Genomic DNA, 20,992 nt, shown 5'->3' with positions numbered 1-20,992 from the left:
TCATGACTTTTGTCTTGTAAGAAACTCAGGGATGCAGAATAAGATTAAGGACTTCCTGTACTTCCTCCAGTTCACCTGAAGGAACCAATATCTCAAACTGCTGCTTGGACATATTGATTGGACGGCATTCTACCAAAAAACCTTCTTCTGTTAGCTTACTCTTAATCATATCCGCCACTCTGGCGGTCGGCGCGATATATATTACCGTCCACATGCCCTGCAAGGCCTCCCCAATCTTAATTCCCAGCCGTATCCCGTATAATGGAATTATGATAACACAGTTTTCTTTTTTCCCGCAACAGGAGTAGGGCATAGGAAGCAAGACTGAGGAACTTGTTCAAACGAAATAAAGGGGCTCAATTATTCCTTGTCCGTGCCTAAAGGATATACTTTTGCCCCTTCATGCCGATGAGCAATTCTGGCGGAAGCGGCGGCAGCAATGCCGGCAACAAGGTCATCCAAGAATACATGAATCCTACCTTTATCATCGTTCAGTTCACCAATGATTCCAAGCTTTATTTTGTCCAAATACCCAAAACCTGTCAGTCCGATCATCCCATATACCCCTGTAATACCAAGCGCCAGAGTCTCGTCCGCTCCGTAGAGGGATTCATCAGCCTCCATTACCGCCTGCAGCGGCTGTGGAAGCAGTTTTTTCTCGGCTAATTCATCAAGAGCAACACCTGTCATTAAAGTATACTGCACTTCTCTTTTGCCCAAAACAGACTTGACGCTGGACAGACATTCATCCTTGGTTAAACCAGGATAATAAACCGATTGTAAAATATATACGATTTCAGCAATGGAGGAAAGTGATACACCTCTGCGTTCCAACAGATCTACTGCCATTTGATAGGACATGCTGCGACTCCCCTTTCCGTACAGGGATGTGCCCTGTGGTTTCCTAATGTATGCGGAAAAGGGGAGAATTGTTCTTATTTTATTCTTACCGTACCTGCACCCAGCATAACCTCGATCGCCGCGAAAAGTTCCTCGGACGGCTTAATTCGATAATTATCGCTAAGAGCTAGGAGCTTCTGATCCTGTTCATAGAACAGAAGCGTCGCAGCTGGACCGGGATGATTCTGCAGCAGCTCTTTCAGGCGCGACAGCAACGCTGCATTCTCTGAGGCCGGCGTGATCTTGATAAAGACACGCTGGCCTGAGGTCGCCGCTGTTGTTGGCGCGGCCTGTGCAGGTGTTGCAGGCGGCGTTGTGCCGCCTGCTGGCCTGGCAGCCGGACCAGTGGCGGCACCGCTGGTCCGGGAAGCAGGAGCTGCGCCGCGTGGCGGCGCTCCTGCCGAGGCCGAGCGTCCCGCGCTGTACGAGCGGGACGTGGCGGCACTACGGCGCTGCAATAGCCCGCGGAGAGCCTCCGCAGACAGCAGCGCCACTTCCTCGGCCAGCAGCTTGAAGCCTTCGTCTTCCTGCTGCACCTTAGCGCGCAAGGCCAGCAGCGCGCCCTTGGCAATCAAGCTGCGGCTTCGCTTCCACACCTCAGGGAAGAGCACGACCTCGCAGCGCTCGATCTGATCTTCCCATTCGACGAAGGCCATCGATTTTCCTTGCTTCGTCGTAATTTCCTTAACGGATACTACCATTCCGGCCGTAACCGTCTGGCTCTCATCCGCGGCTTCACCAAGATCCATCAGCCGCTGCATACCGGGCTCCTCAAGCAGCTCCGCGCTATCATCAAGCGGATGGCCCGAAAGATATAACCCCAGCAGCTCACGTTCCATCTCCAGCTGCTGGCCAATGGTGAACTTAGGGATATCCGGATAGCGGATTTCCCAGTTCGGTGTCTCCACCAAATCGTCGAACAGCTGGATTTGCAGCTCATCCCGCTCCTTGCGCCATTTCAGCGCAGCGTCAACCGTCTCGTCCAGCATAGCCAGCAGCTGGGCGCGGTGACCCGGCAGACAGTCAAAAGCTCCCGCCTGCAGCAATGATTCCACTACCCGCTTATTGCAGACCCGCAGGTCCACACGTCGACAGAAATCTAGCAGACTGTCGAACGGACGCTCCTTGCGGACCGCCATAATGTTCTCCACTGCCAGCGTGCCGACGTTCTTAATGGCTGCGAGTCCAAAGCGGATATGCCCGGTTCCGGTTCCTTCGCCTGGAACCGGAGTAAACAATACGCCGCTCTCGTTCACATCCGGCGGCAACACGCCGATGCCCGTGCGGCGGCAGTCCAGCACATACTCCGCTACCTTGCGGTGAGTGCCCATTACAGCGGTCAACATAGACGCCATAAACTGCACCGGATAATGTGCCTTGAGATAAGCTGTCTGGAAAGCCAACACTCCGTAAGCCGCGGCATGAGCACGCGGGAAGCCGTAATCGGCAAAGCGCACGATCATATCATAAACAGCATTCGCATCCGTTTCATTATACCCCTGCTGCAAGCTGCCTTGAACAAAATGGCTCCGTTCCTTATCCAGAGTCTCACGTTTTTTCTTAGAGACCGCTCGACGGAGCAGATCCGCTTCTCCTAACGAGAAGCCCGCCATCAGAGAAGCAATCTGCATGATCTGTTCCTGATACACAATGATCCCATAGGTGTCCGCTAAAATAGCCTTCAAATCAGAATGTGGATACTCTACTTCAATCTCACCGTGTTTGCCTGCTATATATTTCGGGATAAATTCCATCGGACCCGGACGATACAGCGCTAGAACCGATACAATATCTTCAAAGCCGTTAGGCTTCAGATCTTTAAGTACTCGTCTAACGCCCGCCGACTCCAGCTGGAAGACCCCTGTTGTCTCACCAGCCCCAAGCATTTCATACGTAGCTGGATCATGATCTGGGATGACACGGAAATCCGGAACACTTCCGCTCATTTCTTTAATCGAATTCATACAGCGTTCGATAATCGACAACGTGCGCAAACCCAGAAAATCCATTTTCAACAGCCCGACGCTCTCCAAATGCTCCATAGAGTATTGGGTTAACGCCGTACTTTCATTACCTTCCTGAAGTGGGACTGCATCGGTCAACGGACCCTTCGAGATAACAACCCCAGCAGCATGTGTCGAAGCATGGCGGGGCATGCCCTCCACCTTCATTGCCATATCCAGCAACCCTTTAATCTTTGGATTGCTATCATACAGTGCTTTAAGATCTGGTGTACTCTCCAGCGCCCTGGCAAGGCTGATCCCTAGTTGACCAGGTATAAGCTTGGCAGCTTTGTCTACCTCGTTATAAGGCAAGTTCAGCACCCTGCCTACATCACGAACGGCAGCCCGTGCAGCCATAGTTCCGAAAGTAATAATTTGCGCCACATGTTCTTTGCCGTATTTCTCCACTACATAACCAATAACCTCATCACGCCGTTCATCGCTAAAATCGATATCAATATCCGGCATGGTGATCCGTTCTGGATTTAGAAAACGTTCAAAGAGCAAGTTATATTTCAAGGGGTCCACGTCAGTTATTCGCAAAGCGTATGCGGTGAGACTACCCGCGGAAGATCCCCGTCCGGGTCCCGTAGCAATTCCCTGACGATGACAATAAGCAATAAAATCCCACACAATTAGAAAATAATCGCTGAAGCCCATACTCTCGATAACGCCCAGCTCATAGGTGAGACGCTTCTCAGCCGTCTCTCTTTGCTCAGGTGTAGCCCATTGCGGTGTATCTATATATCGTTTCTCCATCCCCTTCCAGCACAGCTCACGCAAATAAGCAGCGGAATCCATGCCTTCAGGGAGCGGAGAATAGGCAGGCAGAATATGATTGCCGAAGGTAAGCTCCAAATTACATTTTTCTGCGATCAATAAGGTATTGGCGATAGCCTGCGGCACATGCGGAAACAATGCCGCCATTTGCTCGCTGCTTTTTAGAAACAGCTGATCTGTTCCGATTTTGAGACGTTCCTCATCATCTACCGTTTTGCCTGTTCCGATACAGATCAGTACATCCTGAACTTCAGCATCTTCCTTCGCCAAATAATGGACATCATTCGTCACCACAAGTGGAATTTCACATTCCCCGGCAAGGGCGATCAGCTTGGGATTCACTCTCTTTTGCTCGGAGATCCCGTGGTCTTGCAGCTCCAGATAGAAATCTTCGCCAAAAATCGCCTTATATCGCAGCGCAGCCTTTCGCGCCTCCTCATCACGACCATGCAGCAGATGCTGCGGCACTTCTCCGCCCAGACAAGCACTAAGGCAGATAATCCCCTCTGAATGAGCTGCCAACACTTCCATATCGATCCGGGGTTTATAATGATGGCCTTCCAGATGGCCGATAGAGATCAGCTTCATCAGGTTCTTGTAGCCGGTTTCATTCTTGACGAGCAGAATCAAGTGGTAGATCGGTTGATCTTTTCGACTGCCCCGCTCACGGCGTGAACCCGCGGTTAAATAAGCTTCACAGCCAATAATCGGCTTGATTCCATTCTCTTTACACGCTTTATAAAAGGGGATGGCCCCGTACATCACTCCATGATCCGTAAGCGCCAGCGACTTCATGCCGTATTCGCCGGCCCGGCGCACGAGATCGGTAATGCGCGCCGCCCCGTCCAGTAAACTGTATTCGCTGTGCACATGCAAATGCACGAAAGGGCTCATAACCCCACTTCCTCTCTACTGCAAAAATCAAACATAAGATGAAACTATTTTATCATATTAAAGGGGGACCCGCCCATACAATGGATTAAGAGCATAAGGACAGGCAAAGCTTGTAAATGCCTCGTCCGGGAAGGGGCCTGTATGAGCATTTTTATGAGCAAAGCTATCCTCGACTTCTTTATCGCCTTCGGCATCGTGCTTGGCGGAGCTATGCTCGGCGGAATCGGCGCCGTTGTATCCCTGCAACCGCCGACGCAAACGATGCTGGATGTGGCAGATCGGATTAAAATATGGGCACTAGCAGCCGCTGTAGGAGGTACTATGGATCCCTTACGGGTCATTGAAAGTAACATGATTGGAGGCAACCTCTCCCCCGCCATCAAACAAATCATGTATCTTGCCTTCGCTTTTCTAGGAGCACATATGGGCAGTGAGCTAGTAAAATGGGTGTGCGGCAGGGGGTAACGCCAATGAGAGTTCCACCATTCAGTCGTTTTCGCAGATTCACCCAGATCTCCGCTATATTCATGCTAGGGATCGTCGTAGGAGCTGTGATATACAATGCTATTTACCATGTAGGATATAACGTATTATGGCTTCATAATCAAGATCTGCGTGTACAGATCGAGCAATATCAAAAAGATATTCAGACACTCAAAAAATACAATAATACCTCAACCGTGATCAGAGAAATCAAAATTCGATCGGAGGAAAGCAAATCCAAAGAAGATACCCCACTTGACCCCGTAACTGTAAAATTAATCATAAGCCAAATGGGCTCAGATCTGGAACCGATGCGCGGCCGCAGCATGTTCGATATTGATACAGACAGCAAACTGGTTAGACTGCTGTTGGATGGCAAGCTATACATTGTGCGTGACAAGGAATACTCTGTCAAAATCCGAACCATGCTCGTCATGGAAGGCGTCCTGCAAATCTGGGTAGAAATCAGTCCTTTTAAGCGCAGCTGACAGCCATCGTGTGATACAATAATGGACAGACGTGGAAATTACTTCTTGGCTACTGCAAGACACGATAAAGGAGCTGGCTGTCCATGGTTTTATTTATCAAGTATTTATTGTTTATCCTGCTGGTGATCTTTGTAATCGGTGCCGCTGTGTTCAGCATATCCTCCCGCCGTACCTTAAATCCCCAAGATAAAGGGCTGAAACGCTCCGTCATGAATGTGATGCTCGGTGCTATGCTCGTAACGCTATCCTTGATATCCATGTTTTTGTTTCGCGGCTCTACCGTTAATATCATTGTTGAAGCTGCCTTTCTGCTGATTGGTGCGTTCAACATCTTCTCGGGTCTACGCAGCTATAGTTTTTACAGCCGTAGCCGTAGCCAGGAACAACACCAGTCAAAAGCCTAGCTGCTGCTCTGGCGGAATAGAAAGAATAAAATAGACTCCCCTCTCTTTCAATGATGAGGGCAGTCTATTTAGCATGTATACGATCCTATTTACCGGATGCTATCCAGCTAGCAAACCATTTTTTAGCCATGATCAATGGATTGCAGCATCAGAACAGCTTTGGCTACCAGAGTATCCGAGTGGCTGATCTCAATTTCAAGCTTACAGGTACGACGGCTGATTTCGAGCAGTCTCGGCATTACAATGATCGCGTGTTCGATCTGTACCGGTCGGATAAAATAAGTGGACATATTATCTAGTACATAATCATTTCCTGTGATATCCTTAGCTGCTTTAAATGCCGAAAGCGTCATAAGCGTAGACAATATTCCTTCAGAAATCGTCCCAAGATCCGTGGCCATCTGCGGCGTAATAAAGCCATGGAAGAACAATCGTCCCTCTTCGTCCCGCTCATCCGCAAAACCATTCCAAATGAGATGATCAAAAGTCTCTCCCAGCTGAGGTTGGTTCCGAACATCGCGTAAGCTTTGCAGCACTTCTTTACGGGTTAGGGAGCCTACCAGTTTGCGGTTACGGTCCACTATGGGCAGAAAATCCACGCCTTCCCACATCATGATCTGGGCCGCGGAGGCTAGTGAGGTTTGCAGTGCAGCCGTAACCGGACTGCGAATCATCGCTTTTTCAATGATCTGCCCTTCCGTCAATTCCTCTACATCACGGCGACCGATAATGCCAATGACTCGGTTCCATTCATCCGTAACGGGAAAGCGCTGCTCTCCAGTTTCCTCAGAAACCTGTCGTAGCTCGCCGACGGTGCTAGAGATTTTTAACGTATTCAGGCGCGGTTTGCTGTCGATAATATCCTCTACCAGCATAATTTTTTTCTTTATCAATCTATCAAAAATAGCACGGTTAATCATTGAAGCGACGGTAAACGTGTCATGTCTCGAAGAAATAATGGGAAGATCCAGCTCGTCTGCCAATGCCTTCACTTCACGGCTCGTCCCGAAGCCCCCTGTCACCAGAACCCCTGCACCCTGCTCCAGCGCCAGAGAGTGAACATCATCACGGTTACCCACAATCAACAGACTGTCAGCGTCTATATAACGGATCATCGCATCGACCTTCATCGCCCCGATCACGTATTTATGCAGATGTTTATTTAGTCCACTTGCCCCGCCAAGCACATGCCCTTCAACAATATCAACTACATCGCCAAACGTCAGCTGCTCTGAAATGTTCCGAGGTTTCTTTTCTACACGAACTGTACCAATCCGTTCCTTCGTGATGACTATCCCGAGATTCTCAGCTTCCTTCACTGCACGGTAAGCAGTCCCTTCGCTGACTAACATTTCTTTGGCGAGCTTGCGAACAGATATTTTGGTGCCTACCTTAAGACTTTCAATATGCTGCAGCAGTTGCTCGTGTTTAGTAATCGCATCGCCTTGACCTTCCAACTGTTACACCCCCATGCTCCGATCTGTACTATACTGTACCTATTATACAACGATAGAATGGCTCAGTACAACCGATTCATAAGCTTCGGATTCGAATTTCACTCTCCTTACACAATCTACGATTAAGGTAGGTATTGCCACATAGCAGGTTTGAAAACCACCTTAAAATCGAATTTTTTGAAACTGAATATCTCTGATGCGTTTTAAGCTGACCTTAAAAATTCGCTGCCTTTATTTAGCAACCTTTTCCTCTTTTTTATAGTCTGAGAATTAAAGAATGTGTAAAGGGAGCATTGAAGATATGAACAAGACCGCTTTATTACTACTTGCCCTTACTTTGCTTTTCATAGGACTGGTCGGCTGTGGAAATACGGGAAACGAAATAAAACAAGCAGACCAGATAGAGCTGGATGCAAATAATATAGTTTCTATCAACTTAATTGAGAAAAAACAGCCAATGGCCACTATTTCGGATACATCCTCCTTTGAACGTTTCGTTCAAGCCATAACTACTGCTGAATATGATAGAGGACAACTAGATATTGCTTCCAGCGATTACAGAACCACTGTGAACATGAAGGATGGCATAAGTTATGAATTCTCTTTTTGGATCGTCGGAAGTAACAATGGGTTACTCATTAAATCAGGACAAATGGGCCACTATCGCCTGTCAGATACCAGCAAAAAGGATCTATTGGACTTGTTTCAATCAACTTTTAATGAAGATAAGAATTAATCAGAAGACACTGCTAACCCACAGCCCCCAAGCGTTCAAGTTACTGTTGGCGGTGAGCAGTTCGAGGCTATTCAAGGCTCTTATTGCTGGAACGATAATGGCAAAGGCGTATGTGTGGATATAGCTTCTAACGTTGAGCTGGTTTCCATACAGAAGGTACATCCCAAAGCCATCAGCGGTGATCAGGTAGAACTCGAATTCTCATATGCACCCAAGGAGATGGAGGTTATGGCTTCATTTCCTGGTGAGGAACGACCGGACGAAGCCCTTTCCGTGGACAAAAACAGTTTTCAACTCGCAGCAGGTAGCGGCAGACACCTATATATCATCCATGCAAGATGGCCTCAGGGAAGCGCCAGTTATGTATTTGAAGTTCAATGCTCGGTCAGTAAAAAGTAATCGGATTGTTTTTGCTTAACACGTGGATGGGATGGTCGGATGATGGTAGGATGATGGTCGGATGATAGTCGGATGGTAGGATGGTAGGATTATGTCCATCCTCTCTACGATCAGGAAAAAAGTTTATACTATCGACGTGAAAGGAGCTGAGCTTATGCAATTTCTTTTTATACTCGCGGTCCTCGTTCCTGCAGTGTGGTATTACGCGGCTCTTGGTAAACGGATATCAGCAGAAGAAAAGAAGGCTGGAAGAGATCTCACCAATGAGATCAATCCTTTTACGGGTGGCAAATAACATTTAGCCCCCTGCAAGCAATGCAGGTGCATATTAAAGCCCACTGGCTTAGGCTAGTGGGCTTTTTCGTATGAGTGTGTCTTTTTTGTATGCCTCTTTGTGTGACTTTTGCGCTTGGCTCGGCATTCTGAGGTATTTATACTTCTCTTTTGGCTACTTGTGCGATTTCCGCGGCATTCTACGGTATTTATACCTTTCTTTTGGCTACTTTGGTGTTTTGCCCGGCATTCTACGGTATTTATACCTCTCTTTTGGCTACTTTTACGATTTGCGCGGCATTCTACGGTATTTATACTTCTCTTTTGGCTACTTTTACGATTTGCGCGGCATTCTAAGGCATTTTTGCCTCTCTTTGCACGACTGCCGTGCTTTTCGAGAGACCTGAAGCTAATCTAGCTTTTTTAGTAATCGACCCCAACTCTATTATCTTTGCGAAACTCTAGTTTCTTCATTCCACTTTGTCTGCCATTGCTCCAGCTTTGCTTTCCGCACAGCTTCCAAACGTTTGGTCTTTTCCTCATCAACCCCGATAATAAAATGCAGATGTGCCGCAATGACCATAAACGCAAAAAGTGACCAGACGACTCCAAAACCAAACACCCAACTCGGTCCATTCGCAAGCGAAAGCTTCGGCAGTGCATACAAAAGCATGGCCAACGCCAGCAAGAGATAGACACCGTGTTTGAACTTGTTTCTTTTTCTCATTAATAACAGCTCCTTCGTAGACAGGATATTCGATTGAATCTATATCTCTACTCTATGAACATGAGGCCCGTAATATGAGACAAGTCCATTAAAAATATAACCTTTTCAAAATTATGTATAAAAGGTTAGCATTTATATAGCAAGAGACGCTTATATATGAGATGATGATTTCATTTAGGGGAGGCGTTTTTGAATTGAATGCAGCTTATAATCATACCGAATACATAATTCGCAAAAAGGTATTTTCGATCATGGGTGCGAAACTTCATATTTTTGACAGCTCTGAGCAGCTTGTGCTCTATTCACAAATGAAAGCGTTCAAGCTTAAAGAAGACATTGCACTTTATACGGATGAATCTATGCAGAAGGAGCTTCTGCGCATAAAAGCCCGTAGCGTCGTCGATTTTAGCGCTACTTATGATGTACACGATACAGAGTCCGGTGAGCATATTGGTGCTTTTCGCCGTAAGGGTCTCAAATCTATTTTGAAAGATGAATGGATTATTCTTGACCGTCATGATCAGGAAATCGGAAAAATCAAGGAAGACAGCACCGCGATGGCTCTACTGCGCCGCTTCATCGCTATTATTCCGCAGAAATATAATATCGAGATGGATGATACTACGATCCCTGCCTTCAAGCAAAATTTCAATCCATTTGTCACCAAAATTATGGCTGACTTCTCGGAGGATCGAAAAGGCAAGCTTGATCGCCGCTTAGGTTTGGCAGCTGGTATTCTTCTCTGCGCAGTCGAAGGTAAACAAGATTAGGTATAGCTTGAGCTTAGGCTAGCCATATAGTCACAGCCACAAGAAAGAGGGTGCTTCCAGAGCCATCGGCTTCGGGAACACCCTCTTTTGATTTTCATTGCTGAAATTTATTCACCGTACAATTGGGACAAACTCTCGGTGATAATTTTATTTACATCCTCGATTACAACGCTCAGACGGCGTTCCGCATCGAACAGACGACGAATGCCAAGATTCAAATTAAGCACCTCGAACAGCTTCTCCATCTTTTCCATTTCTTCTTGTGGAGGCATTTCTCCGCTCATCATCCGTTGTTGCAGCTCCATCTGACCTTGGCGGAAATTGTCCAGCATCGCTTTCGCTTCAGGATCCGTTTCTACGACCTTCATGGCATTTCTGATGTCCGATACCTCGCTGCTCTCTTTAATGGCTTTCGCCAGTTCATGTGCTTTGTCGTGAATGCTCATTATGATTCCTCCTAAAAGTTTTGTTAGCGTACACTCCTCAGATCGTCTTCGTGCAAAACTCACTTCGGAAGCTTACGCTTAGGTTTTGTAACAGCTGCTTCCTGAATCTACTCTGCTCTAAAAACTCACTCCGAAAACATACGCTTAAGTTTTGTTAGCAGCTGCTTCCTGAATCCACGCTGCTTTAGTTTCCAATATTCGCTCATTCCATACTTGTTTCGCTTCTTGGGCCGAGCTTATGAAATGACTGGGCAAGGTTTTTAGCGGTTAGGTCAATCACCAAGGGTCATCTGTCTCCATATGATGAATGATATGTAACCCTTAGCTACCAAATTGCCGGCATCATGCTGCCTACCGGAAGGAGATCCACGATGTCCCAATTCAAGATCCCGGTCCATACGGTCAACTCGGGCATCCTGCAGGAAAACGCTATAATGCTTGGCGAAAAATCCATGAAAAGACTCAAAATCCCGTCTCACGGAACACTCCAGCTGGCATTCGGCTCTTTCCGGCAGGAGGTTACCATTATCTCGGCTCCCAAATCCGACATCCTGCGTGTAAGCGAAGGACTGGCGCGGCGGACCGGATGGAAACACCGACAAACCCTCAACGTTTCTTACAGCTCTGTAAGCCGTACCTTGCGGCTTGGACCGTTGATCGGCGTGCTCGTCAGTCGTGACCATCCAGATAATCTCGACAGGTTGTTTGGACCCATTACCATGTTCTGCCGGGAATTGACAAATGCCTGCCACACACAAGGCGCCTATGTATATTTCTTTACCCCGGAAGCGCTGGAAACACGCAGTTCTTCCATTCAGGGCTGGGTATACAACGAGGGTTGGAGAAAAATGAGTCTGCCCATTGCCGATGTAATCAACAATCGGTTAACGACGCGAAAGGTGGAGAATAAACCTAGCGTACAGCATTTTTTGGCGGATGTAAAATCGCGATATGGAACGCATTTCTTCAACGAAAAATTTCTTGACAAGACAGAGGTATTTGAAGCTTTAGCGCAAGACCCTTCCCTGCAGCGGTATTTACCTGAATCGCATGCGTTGAACGGCTTTGCCGTAATGAAGAAGATGTGCAGCCATTACCCAAGTGTATTTTTGAAACCTGTACGAGGCAGTCTCGGCAAAGGCATACTTCGTATCTCTAAAGAAGAAGGCGGAGGTTACCGTCTATTGTCTACTACCTCCATAGGTACACGCAAGCAAAGCTACACCACTCTCGCTAAATTGTACCAGTCCATCGCTCCCAAAATGAAGACCACTCGATACCAGATTCAGCAGGGATTGCCTTTGATGGAGCTAGGAAGGCGACCTGTAGATTTCCGGGCACTTGTTCAGAAGAATGGCAGCGGAAAATGGGGAGTTACCTCCATTGTCGCCCGCACCGCCGGAAGCAATCACTTCGTGTCTAATTTAGCTAGAGGTGGCAGTCTCAGCACAGTGAAAGAAGCGGTTAGCAAGAGCAGTCTTCCTCCGGGCGCAAAAGAAAACGTTCAGCTTCAGCTGCCCAGAGCAGCACTTGCCATTGCAAGAGGGGTCGAAACCTTTATCCCCGCTCATTTCGGAGAGCTCGGAATCGATCTGGCACTGGATCAATCAGGACGAATATGGCTCTTAGAGGTTAACTCCAAGCCCTCCAAGAACGATAATACACCGTTAAACGATCAAAAAATAAGACCGTCCGTCAAGCAAATGATTTTATATTGCCGCTACTTGGCCGGTTTATAAGGAGGACACGATGACTGAAAAAGAAGTGGGGTTCCTCGGCATTATGACAGGCCGCCGCAACGGGAATCCACCGATCGCCGAGCCAGAGTTTTGCAGTCATTTATGCCGGGCAGCTCCTCTATACAGCCTAAAAGTCCTCGTATTTCATCCAGACGGAGTAGCGGCAGACGGTTCCTCCATTACCGGCTATACCTGGAAAGATGGAAGCTGGCAGAATACCACTTCTTCACCGCCAGATATTGTCTATAATCGCTGTTTTCACGAAGGTCCGAAAGAAAGAAAAGAAGCTTCCGCTGCACTTTCTTCTCTTCATCGTTCTCTACCTTGGTCTCGAGGTTTGCCAGATAAATGGGGTGTACATGAGATATTGAAGCGCGACCGGAGAGCAGCGGCAATACTGCCGGAAACTGTACTCTATACCGGTACCCGCAGGTTAAGTACAATGCTTGCTGAAAGAGAATATGGAGTTTTTCTAAAGCCCAAGGCCGGCACCCATGGCAAACGTACATTACATGCCATACTGCAGAACAGAGGCATGAGAGTACGAGGGCGTGACGGAACAAATACACCATTTCAATATGTTTTCGACTCACAGGCTGAAGGACTGAACTGGATTCATGAATTTATCGGCTCACGCCGCTATATTATACAGCCTTTCCTGCACCTAACTAATAGTAAGGGGCAACCGTTCGATGTGCGTGTATTGATGCAAAAGAATGGCCTTGGCCGCTGGACTCTTACCGGCATGGCCGTACGGCTGGGTAACCAAGGTTCGCTGACTTCGAACCTGCATGGCGGCGGAACAGCTGTTTCTCCCCTGCCTTTTTTGCTTGCAGAATATGGTCAGGGTGGAAAAGACATCATGCGTGAGCTTGCTGCAGAAGCTGCATACTTGCCTCCACTACTGGAGGCTGCATGCGGCAGGCTTGGAGAACTCGGCCTTGATTTCGGTATTGATTCGAGCGGTCGGATTCATTTACTAGAAGCAAATTCCAAGCCAGGGCGCACGGTATTCCGGCTGACGGGCGACCGCCGGGCTGCTAAGCTCGCCGCCGAGAATCCACTGTCTTATGCGCGCCATCTACTGCTCACACAACGACGGATACCATCCCTATCTACGGACAGCTCCGTTACAAACGGGAGAATGATAACAATGGTTCCTAAGGAGGATTCATAAATGAGTCTCACTTTTTGCAATGTGCATTTCACTAAGCAGCCCCAAAGAGTTGTATATGTATCAGGTGCACTGATGAAAAGCTTGAAGTTAACCGGGAAAAAAAATATACGCTTAAGGCTCGGTAAAGATGCCACCCCGACCATGATCAAGCCCATCAAGCGCGCCGGAAATCACCTATATCTCGCCTCAGGCGTAAAAAGCGCTATCAAGGTTCCGAAATCAGGCGGTGTCTATTTACGCAATCTACAGAATGACGAGGTGCAGCTAGGACCTTTAGTTGGCATATTGTCCGATGGTCCTGCTTCCTCGTCTCAGCCTTTCGGTTCTCGCACAGGGTTCATCAAGCAATTACTGCGGGAAGGCAGCAACAAATGTTATATATTTGCCTTTATGCCGCGTGACATCAACTGGCAACAGGAACAGGTCTATGGATATTTTTTGACTTCAAGCGGTAAGTTTGAACGAAAAATGGTCCCTCTGCCTGATGTTGTCTATAATCGCTTGCCCAGTCGGAGAGCTGAGACCTCACCCTATATCAACCAACTTCGCGAACGATTTATGCGGAAAAGAATTCCATACTTTAACTGGAGCTTTTTCAATAAATCCGATATCTATAAGCTTTTAGAAAATGATGGGGCGGCAAATCGTTACGTACCTGAAACCCACAGCAATCCGTCCACGGAAAAAATGAGAGAAATGCTGGATCACCATCATTTTGTATACTATAAACCTTCTGCGGGAAGTCTGGGTCACGGCATTTATCGGCTTACCTATCTCCCGAAAAAGGGGTATTTTGCCCGCTACCGCCGCGGTGGAAAAAACGTTCTTTTACGCTTTACCACCTTTGAAGCCCTTATGCGTATGCTTCGTTCGCGTCACGGTCAAAATCTGCAAAATTATATAGTTCAGCAGGGAATACGCCTCATTGAAATAGATGGCTGCCCGATTGATTTCCGGTTCCATATGCATAAAAACGGCAGTAATCAGTGGATTGTAGTCGGCATAGGCGCTAAAAAAGCCGGCCGTGGCAGTGTCACCACTCACCTTAAAAATGGAGGAGCATTGCTTACACCTCAGCAAGCACTCGGACGTGTATTCGGCGCAAGAGCTGACGAAGTACTGCAGCGTGCAAAGACTACAGCCATCAAGCTGGCAGAATCACTAGAAGTCCAGCATCGTCATTTGCTCGGTGAAATTGGCTTTGATCTCGGAATTGATCAGGATGAAGACATCTGGATGTTCGAGGCCAACGCCAAACCAGGTCGTTCCATCTTCCGTCACCCTTCCCTGCGCGCTGAGGGCAAAGCTTCCATCGAGCACATTCTGGAGCATTGTCTATACCTCAGCAAATTCCGCAGGAGGGATGAGATGTGAGCACCCATAATCCGGAAGATACAAAACCTGTTATTGCCATACTGACAACCAGCGATAAAGTACGGCAATTTAATGGCAACCGCAGCAACTTCCGGGACATTATTCGCACAGGCAAAGAAATGGGATTTCTTGTCTACGTCGTCACTGTCCGTGACCTCAAGCTTGAGGAACGGATGGTGAACGGATATGTCCCATCGTCCAGCGGTAAAATCTGGTACAGCATTCCTGTACCTCTTCCACAAATCATTTATAACCGGATTCCCACCCGTGAGGATGAGGAAAAACCTGCTGTGGTACGTAAAATAGCTCAATGCCTGGAACATCCAGGCATTAAGCTATATAATCCATATTTTTTCAATAAATGGAGTCTATTCGAATGGTTAAGGGGTTCGCACTCCACCTCAAAGCATGTTCCAAAAACGAGACGATTACGCAGTGCAAACACCCTTACTGCCATGCTGAACCAGCATACCAGCCTCTACCTTAAACCAGAGAACGGCAAAGCAGGAAAAGGAATTATGCGCCTGAAATATCGTGCAGATACCGCTTTGCCTTACCGGCTTCAAATTCAAAGCGGCAAAAAAAATGTGACGTACAAAGCAGCTTCCATGGACCGGCTCTGGGCAAGAATCGGAAAAGAAAAAGGAATCTCTCGTTATATTGTGCAGCAGGCTATTGAACTGGCGACTCATCGGGGAAGACCGTTTGATCTGCGGGTGCTGCTGCAAAAAAACAGCAGAGGCGGCTGGGGAGTGACCGGCATAGGCGCACGCCTCGCCGGTGCCCGAAGTATAACGACACATGTACCACGCGGCGGTAGTATTGAAGAGCCTGCCAGCATGCTGGAAAGTACATTTGGAACCGAAAGAGCAGCCATGATCCTGAAGAGCGTGCCTACAACCGCCCTTCTTATCGCTAGACAAATCGAAAGAGCTTCTGACTCTATGCTCGGAGAGATGTCGATGGATCTGGGTGTAGATGAGAACGGGGGACTCTGGTTCTTTGAGGCCAACTCCCGGCCGATGAAATTTGATGAACCCGCGATCCGCAAGCTGTCCCTAGAGCGAATCTTTCACTACGGCCAGCACTTAGCGCGCCAGTTTAAATAGAAATCATTAAAAGGATGTGACACAGCATGCAGATATCCTCCATCTATGACACAAATGCCAAACAGTGGAAATCACGGCTGGCTGGACTGCTTGAGTTTATAAGAGCGCATGGGGAGAAGCGAATCACAAACCAAGCTTGCAAAGTACTGGCCCGTTTAACACCGGATCAGTTGTCAGAGCCGGGTATCTCGCTGCTTGTTGCCACCGTACGCGGTCAGAATGGGCGCCAGCTCGCAGGAGTCAGCTTCGTATCCGGTTTCGGTGCAGAAGCCTGTCTTGTCGCTGTGCACCCCTTCTACCGGAATAGACACACCGGCACTGCCTTAATGGCTGCCCAGCTGAAACGCCTCGGGCATCTGCAATGCAGTGTTGCCTGTGACAATACAGCTAGCCTAAAGATGTGCTTCAATATCGGCCTTGCTGCCGACACACTTACCACTGGTCCTACCGGCAAGCCAACATTACTGCTCCGGTCACCCCATCATACCGGCAGCACTACTAATTCTCCACAAGAAGGTGAACTCCTGTGCCAGAGCCCGTCTTAGGCATTCTTACTTTATATATTAACGAAGCCAAGCAGCTTGAAGAAAAGGCCGTGTACCGGAGAATGATCGTCGAGGGCAAACGAATTGGCTTGGATGTCTTTGTATTCACTCCCATGGATGTTCATCCCAGTAAAGAGCAGATCCATGCCCTTGTCTTTGATCCCAAGAGCGGAAAATGGTCACGCAAATGGCGTTCTTTTCCGAACATGATTTATGACCGTTGCCGTATTCAGCGCAGCTCACGCTTTCAGCAACTGCTTCGTTTCCGAGAACGCTACAATCATCTGTTATTTCTGAATCGTCCACTGCGCAACAAATGGACCATTCACCAAACCTTCTCACAAAAAAGCCGTTTCCGGCAACATATGCCAGAAACTTTACTCTATCAGTCCTCTGCCGACCTGCGCCGGATGCTGAAAACCAATTCAGTAGTCTATATCAAGCCGGCAAACGGCACAGGTGGACGTGGCATCCTCAGAATTGAGAGAATGAAGAATGGGCGTGGGGTATATGATATTCAAGGCCGTCGCCAGGATCGCCGAATCATTCCCACACGTAAAGTCTCTTCTACTCGGCTGGATTCCATCGTACGGCAATGGTGCATCGGCGGACGTTTCCTTATCCAACAAGGGATTCCATTACGTCTGCCGGGCGGACGTTTCCATGATTACCGGATGCTCGTTCAAAAGAATGGGCAAGGTGTCTGGGAACTCACAGGTATGGCAGCACGGGTCGGTGCAGCGCGGAGTGTAACCTCCAATCTTCATGGCGGTGGTCATGCCGTTCGAGCGGAAACACTGCTGAAGGAATGGCTGGGTAGTCAGGATAAAACCGATAAGGTCATGAAGACTGCCGAGAGGTTAGGCCTTGATGCCGCAGCCTTCCTGGAAGAAAGTTACGGAGCCTTATGTGAGCTTGCATTGGACCTCGCCATTGATCGCGAAGGGAAAATTTACGTGCTGGAGGTTAATCCAAAGCCCGCCCGTGAAGTGTTCGCAAGATCAGGTGACGGAACCACATACCGCAAAGCCCTTATTCGCCCTCTGGAATACGCGCTGTGGCTCTACAATAACAAAGGAACCCCCAGCACAGCTAAAACGACTGAGGAATAAAAATTATCTTAATAGTCATCAAAAAAAGACGCCCCTAGCTCGTATTAATACGAAGCCGAAGGGGCGTCTTTTCGATTTATTTGGCCAATGATCCCTGCAGGGAACCTGCATCGAAGTCCGGCTGTGCTTCGATATCGGTGTCACCTGCGGCTTTGGCTTTTTCAAGTGCCGCATTATAGCGAGTATTCAAGTCCTGAAGCTCTTTATCTAAATCTCCACCACCAAAAATGTATCTATTGAAGACATCAACCTTCTTTAGTCCTTCCAGACGTCCCTCACTAATGACCATCGGAGTCGCTGGATAAATCCCGTCTAACTTTGTAGGCAGAAAATCTTCAATCCCTGCAATGTCTGGTGCCTTGGCAACAGTAGCAACCGATGGAATAACCGAAACCCCGTACCCTGCTTCCTGATAAGCAATCTGCACATCATCACTGTACATCCATTCAATAAACTTCCAAGCTTCTTCCTTATGCTTAGAATCCTTGCTCATAGCCAAATAACTTCCTGCAATAACTTGGCTGACACCCTTCTGCTCCCCGTCAATAGTTGGAGGAATCGCAGCTGCCCAGCGAATTTCAGTTGGGAATTGGGTTTTGTAGACCGTCGGCTCAACGGAATGGTTGAAATACATACCGATCTTGCCTTGAGCAAATTGCGCACGCAGCGGGTCGATATCAAGCGATTCCGATCCTGGCATCATGCTTCCATCCACCTTAATCTGCCGCAGCGCCTCAGCAACCTCTTTATATACGCTAAAATCAAATTGCCCGGTCTGGAAGTCGAAGCCCTCTGTGCCCTTAGTCTTGCTAAGTGTTGTTATTGGATAAGCGATACGCTCAAATCCGCTGGTACTTTTGAAATTACCCGCGAAGCCGTAAGCGCCTATATCTTTTCCCGCTTCCGTAATTTTCTTGGCATCCTCGACCATCTCTGCGAGTGTGGTAGGCGGCTCTGTAATGCCAGCCTTCTCGAACAAATCTACGTTATAGATGAGGCGCCAGAACTGACCGATATTGGGAAGGCTATATATTTTGCCGTCAACGGTATTTTTCTCGTTGATAAGTACGTTCTCGAACCGGCTCTTCATCTCTGGTGAAATGTAGCTATCAAAAGATTCCAGATACCCTCTTTTGACCCACGTTGGCACGTTATAAGTATCCACCCGGAGAATATCAGGCGCCTGCATGCTGGAGAAGGCAATATCCACCGACTGGGTATAGTTCTCTGCCATAACCTTCATTTCAATCTCAATATTGGGATTAAGACCTTCATACTCGCTGATTTTTTGTTCAATAAAATCAGAATCGTGACGATCAATGGTCCAGTAGACCAATTTTGTTTTTTCGGAGTTTGTATTGCTGCTGCTTACCTCCGTATTAGATTCGGATGATGAACAGGCGGCCAACGAGCCAGCCAGCATCAGCGAAACTCCAGCTAATATCCATTTGTTTCTTTTCATCTAAAATGCCTCCCTTTTCTTTTGAAATCGCATTCATTTCTTAAGAAAATTATAATTCCGCTGCCCTTTTATCAGTGAAGGAGAAAACAACTGTCAATGGGAGACGAAATCACTGTTTCCCTCCACTTTGGGTAAGGTATATTTTGCACGAAAGTCAGTCGGCGTCATTCCGGTATATTTTTTGAACTGCTCTGTAAAATAGGGTCGATCCTCATAGCCCAAAGAGATGGCAATATCCTGAACCTGTATGCCTTCCAGCACTAGCTCCTTGGCTTTGTCCATTCGTCTCCCGATAATATATTGGGCGAGTGTCATCCCTGTCTCCTTTTTAAAAAGATTGGAGAAGTAGCTAGGACTAAGATGCACCTCCCGTGCACAGTCGGCGACGGATAGATTTCGATGCAGATTTCCATTGATATGAGTGATGGCCCGATCCACAAGCATACGCGCGTCACTGCATTGGCGTTGTTGCAAATACGTACAGCCCAAACGGCAAAATTCCCGAATCTGGCGGCTAAGATCTTCAAAAGAGACTGCACTGCTCATGTCTGCAAGTTTGTTTTCCAGAGTTTTAACTTCCGAATCTGTTGCTTTTTCCGAAAAAATCCGATGGATAGAATGAGCCAGTTCAAGACAGAGTGTCTTAACGATGGACGGGTTAGGCGTTGCCGGTGCAGTAATCCAATCATGCCAAATGTTATCCAGCTGCTCCTCTGCTTTGGACAAATTTGCCGAACGCAGACAATAAAGCAATTCTCTCTCCTTGTCATATGAGTATCTGGGTAGCGCGGCATTCACGACTGCATCTTCAACATAGGTGTACACGCTGTTCCCACCATTTAGAAAGGTGTTCGCAAGTGCAGACAGTGCCTGCGCATAAGAAGCAGAAAGCTGCCCTACCTCTTCTACCTCTCCACCCAGTCCAATGGACACCGTCTGGTACGTATACCGATGTACATTTTCCCGGCATTTCTCTGCAAGTTGCTCCATATTCGGCTCCGCCAGAGGGTTCATCACAATAACGAATTGATTCACATTTTCCCGGAACACAATGCCCCGAGTGTATTCAGATATTGTATTTTCCAAAATATTCTGTACGGCAAAGCGGATTAACTCCACCTCGGAAACCGTAAGTTCTGATGTACGTTCCACAAAAAAATCCACTTCCGCTACCATCACGCAAAAGTTATGGTTATTCATCTCGATATTGTAAAAATCCCACTGCTGGCTCAAATGCTGCTGTCTAGTTCCGTAACGGATGAGCAGACGCATATATTCCTGACGCAAATAGGGTAAGCTCTCGCGCAGCTTTTGTTCCATGTCCATCATCTGCTCAGCTTGACTGCGTTCCCGTTCCAACACTTCCTTGGCCTTCAACACGGATTCAAGCACTTGAACCTTGGTGTACGGTTTTACAATCAGATCAAAGGCACCCAGCTTAACAGCTTCCTGGGCATAAGTGAAATCAGAATAACCCGTCAAAAAAATCAGTTTGATGCCTGGCTGCTCCGCTTGAAGGCTCCGCATCATCTCTAAACCATCCTTAAAAGGCATTCGGATATCCGTCAATACGATGTCAGGACGATGCTTGCGGATCTGCTCCAGACCTTCTTCCCCGTCTGCCGCGGTGGCCGCGATCACAATCCCATGTTCCTCCCAAGGAATCCGCTGCGACAATCCGCGGACCACTGCAGGAATATCATCAACAATACAT

21 protein-coding genes are annotated in these 20,992 nt (G+C 47.8%); 13 read left to right on the top strand and 8 right to left on the bottom strand.

Annotation, left to right across the window (positions count from 1 at the left end):
• Nucleotides 1-25 precede the first annotated feature (25 nt).
• From MKZ16_RS10000 to MKZ16_RS09990, 3 genes are all read right to left on the bottom strand, one after another.
• Nucleotides 26-214 carry a hypothetical protein gene (locus tag MKZ16_RS10000; protein WP_036678895.1) on the bottom strand — a complete coding sequence of 63 codons (189 nt, stop codon included), beginning with the start codon at nucleotides 212-214 and terminating at the stop codon, nucleotides 26-28.
• A 146-nt stretch (nucleotides 215-360) separates the two neighbouring features.
• Nucleotides 361-861, bottom strand: coding sequence for a phosphatidylglycerophosphatase A (locus tag MKZ16_RS09995; RefSeq protein ID WP_036678892.1), 501 nt, complete (start codon nucleotides 859-861; stop codon nucleotides 361-363).
• Between the two features lie 74 nt (nucleotides 862-935).
• The gene (locus MKZ16_RS09990; RefSeq protein ID WP_076104080.1) at nucleotides 936-4,577 is read right to left on the bottom strand and encodes a DNA polymerase III subunit alpha; all 3,642 of its coding nucleotides are present in this window, start codon (nucleotides 4,575-4,577) and stop codon (nucleotides 936-938) included.
• A 141-nt stretch (nucleotides 4,578-4,718) separates the two neighbouring features.
• On the opposite strand from MKZ16_RS09990, the gene MKZ16_RS09985 reads away from it, so the two are divergent.
• The 3 genes from MKZ16_RS09985 (at nucleotide 4,719) to MKZ16_RS09975 (ending at nucleotide 5,952) form a co-directional block, all read left to right on the top strand.
• Nucleotides 4,719-5,042 (top strand): YtrH family sporulation protein, encoded by a 324-nt coding sequence (locus MKZ16_RS09985; protein ID WP_036678886.1) that lies wholly within the window; start codon nucleotides 4,719-4,721, stop codon nucleotides 5,040-5,042.
• 5 nt (nucleotides 5,043-5,047) lie between these two features.
• Nucleotides 5,048-5,548, top strand: coding sequence for a DUF4044 domain-containing protein (locus MKZ16_RS09980; RefSeq protein ID WP_038569663.1), 501 nt, complete (start codon nucleotides 5,048-5,050; stop codon nucleotides 5,546-5,548).
• A gap of 83 nt (nucleotides 5,549-5,631) precedes the next feature.
• A complete protein-coding gene (locus tag MKZ16_RS09975) occupies nucleotides 5,632-5,952 on the top strand; it encodes a YtpI family protein (protein ID WP_076104081.1) in 321 nt (106 codons plus the stop codon).
• 122 nt (nucleotides 5,953-6,074) lie between these two features.
• On the opposite strand, the gene MKZ16_RS09970 is transcribed toward MKZ16_RS09975, so the two are convergent.
• The gene (locus tag MKZ16_RS09970) at nucleotides 6,075-7,409 is read right to left on the bottom strand and encodes a DRTGG domain-containing protein (RefSeq protein ID WP_036678878.1); all 1,335 of its coding nucleotides are present in this window, start codon (nucleotides 7,407-7,409) and stop codon (nucleotides 6,075-6,077) included.
• Nucleotides 7,410-7,710: 301 nt separating this feature from the next.
• Here MKZ16_RS09970 and MKZ16_RS09965 point away from each other — a divergent pair, with 301 nt between their 5' ends.
• From MKZ16_RS09965 to MKZ16_RS09955, 3 genes are all read left to right on the top strand, one after another.
• Complete coding sequence (locus MKZ16_RS09965) at nucleotides 7,711-8,145, top strand: hypothetical protein (RefSeq protein WP_076104082.1); 435 nt, start codon at nucleotides 7,711-7,713, stop codon at nucleotides 8,143-8,145.
• 114 nt (nucleotides 8,146-8,259) lie between these two features.
• Nucleotides 8,260-8,544: a hypothetical protein gene (locus MKZ16_RS09960; protein WP_076104083.1), complete on the top strand. Its 285-nt coding sequence runs from the start codon at nucleotides 8,260-8,262 to the stop codon at nucleotides 8,542-8,544.
• 154 nt (nucleotides 8,545-8,698) lie between these two features.
• On the top strand, nucleotides 8,699-8,839 hold the full coding sequence (locus tag MKZ16_RS09955; protein ID WP_176462548.1) for a hypothetical protein: 141 nt from the start codon (nucleotides 8,699-8,701) through the stop codon (nucleotides 8,837-8,839).
• Nucleotides 8,840-9,262: 423 nt separating this feature from the next.
• Here MKZ16_RS09955 and MKZ16_RS09950 read toward each other — a convergent pair whose 3' ends face one another.
• Nucleotides 9,263-9,544: a hypothetical protein gene (locus MKZ16_RS09950; RefSeq protein ID WP_036683968.1), complete on the bottom strand. Its 282-nt coding sequence runs from the start codon at nucleotides 9,542-9,544 to the stop codon at nucleotides 9,263-9,265.
• 194 nt (nucleotides 9,545-9,738) lie between these two features.
• Between MKZ16_RS09950 and MKZ16_RS09945 the strand changes: the two genes are divergently transcribed.
• Complete coding sequence (locus tag MKZ16_RS09945; RefSeq protein WP_036683971.1) at nucleotides 9,739-10,314, top strand: hypothetical protein; 576 nt, start codon at nucleotides 9,739-9,741, stop codon at nucleotides 10,312-10,314.
• A gap of 107 nt (nucleotides 10,315-10,421) precedes the next feature.
• Here MKZ16_RS09945 and MKZ16_RS09940 read toward each other — a convergent pair whose 3' ends face one another.
• A complete protein-coding gene (locus tag MKZ16_RS09940) occupies nucleotides 10,422-10,760 on the bottom strand; it encodes a YlbF family regulator (RefSeq protein ID WP_036683973.1) in 339 nt (112 codons plus the stop codon).
• Between the two features lie 371 nt (nucleotides 10,761-11,131).
• Between MKZ16_RS09940 and MKZ16_RS09935 the strand changes: the two genes are divergently transcribed.
• The 6 genes from MKZ16_RS09935 to MKZ16_RS09910 are packed head-to-tail and all read left to right on the top strand — an operon-like array spanning nucleotide 11,132 to nucleotide 17,816.
• Complete coding sequence (locus MKZ16_RS09935) at nucleotides 11,132-12,499, top strand: YheC/YheD family protein (RefSeq protein ID WP_036683975.1); 1,368 nt, start codon at nucleotides 11,132-11,134, stop codon at nucleotides 12,497-12,499.
• A 10-nt stretch (nucleotides 12,500-12,509) separates the two neighbouring features.
• On the top strand, nucleotides 12,510-13,676 hold the full coding sequence (locus MKZ16_RS09930; protein WP_076099995.1) for a YheC/YheD family protein: 1,167 nt from the start codon (nucleotides 12,510-12,512) through the stop codon (nucleotides 13,674-13,676).
• A complete protein-coding gene (locus MKZ16_RS09925) occupies nucleotides 13,677-15,050 on the top strand; it encodes a YheC/YheD family protein (protein WP_036683976.1) in 1,374 nt (457 codons plus the stop codon).
• Nucleotides 15,047-16,159: a YheC/YheD family protein gene (locus MKZ16_RS09920; RefSeq protein ID WP_036683979.1), complete on the top strand. Its 1,113-nt coding sequence runs from the start codon at nucleotides 15,047-15,049 to the stop codon at nucleotides 16,157-16,159. Before MKZ16_RS09925 ends, MKZ16_RS09920 begins: the two co-directional genes overlap by 4 nt.
• Nucleotides 16,160-16,185: 26 nt before the next feature.
• Nucleotides 16,186-16,704 carry a GNAT family N-acetyltransferase gene (locus MKZ16_RS09915; protein ID WP_036683981.1) on the top strand — a complete coding sequence of 173 codons (519 nt, stop codon included), beginning with the start codon at nucleotides 16,186-16,188 and terminating at the stop codon, nucleotides 16,702-16,704.
• Nucleotides 16,686-17,816 carry a YheC/YheD family protein gene (locus MKZ16_RS09910; protein ID WP_036683982.1) on the top strand — a complete coding sequence of 377 codons (1,131 nt, stop codon included), beginning with the start codon at nucleotides 16,686-16,688 and terminating at the stop codon, nucleotides 17,814-17,816. Before MKZ16_RS09915 ends, MKZ16_RS09910 begins: the two co-directional genes overlap by 19 nt.
• 76 nt (nucleotides 17,817-17,892) lie before the next feature.
• On the opposite strand, the gene MKZ16_RS09905 is transcribed toward MKZ16_RS09910, so the two are convergent.
• A complete protein-coding gene (locus MKZ16_RS09905) occupies nucleotides 17,893-19,278 on the bottom strand; it encodes a sugar ABC transporter substrate-binding protein (protein WP_036683984.1) in 1,386 nt (461 codons plus the stop codon).
• 93 nt (nucleotides 19,279-19,371) lie between these two features.
• Nucleotides 19,372-20,988 carry a response regulator gene (locus tag MKZ16_RS09900; protein ID WP_256715441.1) on the bottom strand — a complete coding sequence of 539 codons (1,617 nt, stop codon included), beginning with the start codon at nucleotides 20,986-20,988 and terminating at the stop codon, nucleotides 19,372-19,374.
• Between the last annotated feature and the right edge of the window lie 4 nt (nucleotides 20,989-20,992).

The sequence above is a fragment of the Paenibacillus sp. FSL R5-0928 genome (genome assembly GCF_037970385.1).
GTDB classification, from domain to species: Bacteria; Bacillota; Bacilli; order Paenibacillales; family Paenibacillaceae; genus Paenibacillus_AQ; species Paenibacillus_AQ odorifer.
Note: the sequence above shows the minus strand (reverse complement) of the source record. Positions and strands in the feature narration are given on the sequence as shown.

Coding starts and splice junctions, on each gene's coding strand:
- MKZ16_RS09940 (WP_036683973.1), bottom strand. CDS start 10,760: ATGAGCATTCACGACAAAGCACATGAACTGGCGAAAGCCATTAAAGAG.
- MKZ16_RS09985 (WP_036678886.1), top strand. CDS start 4,719: ATGAGCATTTTTATGAGCAAAGCTATCCTCGACTTCTTTATCGCCTTC.
- MKZ16_RS09925 (WP_036683976.1), top strand. CDS start 13,677: ATGAGTCTCACTTTTTGCAATGTGCATTTCACTAAGCAGCCCCAAAGA.
- MKZ16_RS09990 (WP_076104080.1), bottom strand. CDS start 4,577: ATGAGCCCTTTCGTGCATTTGCATGTGCACAGCGAATACAGTTTACTG.
- MKZ16_RS09930 (WP_076099995.1), top strand. CDS start 12,510: ATGACTGAAAAAGAAGTGGGGTTCCTCGGCATTATGACAGGCCGCCGC.
- MKZ16_RS09965 (WP_076104082.1), top strand. CDS start 7,711: ATGAACAAGACCGCTTTATTACTACTTGCCCTTACTTTGCTTTTCATA.
- MKZ16_RS09905 (WP_036683984.1), bottom strand. CDS start 19,278: ATGAAAAGAAACAAATGGATATTAGCTGGAGTTTCGCTGATGCTGGCT.
- MKZ16_RS09915 (WP_036683981.1), top strand. CDS start 16,186: ATGCAGATATCCTCCATCTATGACACAAATGCCAAACAGTGGAAATCA.
- MKZ16_RS09980 (WP_038569663.1), top strand. CDS start 5,048: ATGAGAGTTCCACCATTCAGTCGTTTTCGCAGATTCACCCAGATCTCC.
- MKZ16_RS09955 (WP_176462548.1), top strand. CDS start 8,699: ATGCAATTTCTTTTTATACTCGCGGTCCTCGTTCCTGCAGTGTGGTAT.
- MKZ16_RS09950 (WP_036683968.1), bottom strand. CDS start 9,544: ATGAGAAAAAGAAACAAGTTCAAACACGGTGTCTATCTCTTGCTGGCG.
- MKZ16_RS09975 (WP_076104081.1), top strand. CDS start 5,632: ATGGTTTTATTTATCAAGTATTTATTGTTTATCCTGCTGGTGATCTTT.
- MKZ16_RS09935 (WP_036683975.1), top strand. CDS start 11,132: ATGTCCCAATTCAAGATCCCGGTCCATACGGTCAACTCGGGCATCCTG.
- MKZ16_RS10000 (WP_036678895.1), bottom strand. CDS start 214: ATGTGGACGGTAATATATATCGCGCCGACCGCCAGAGTGGCGGATATG.
- MKZ16_RS09995 (WP_036678892.1), bottom strand. CDS start 861: ATGTCCTATCAAATGGCAGTAGATCTGTTGGAACGCAGAGGTGTATCA.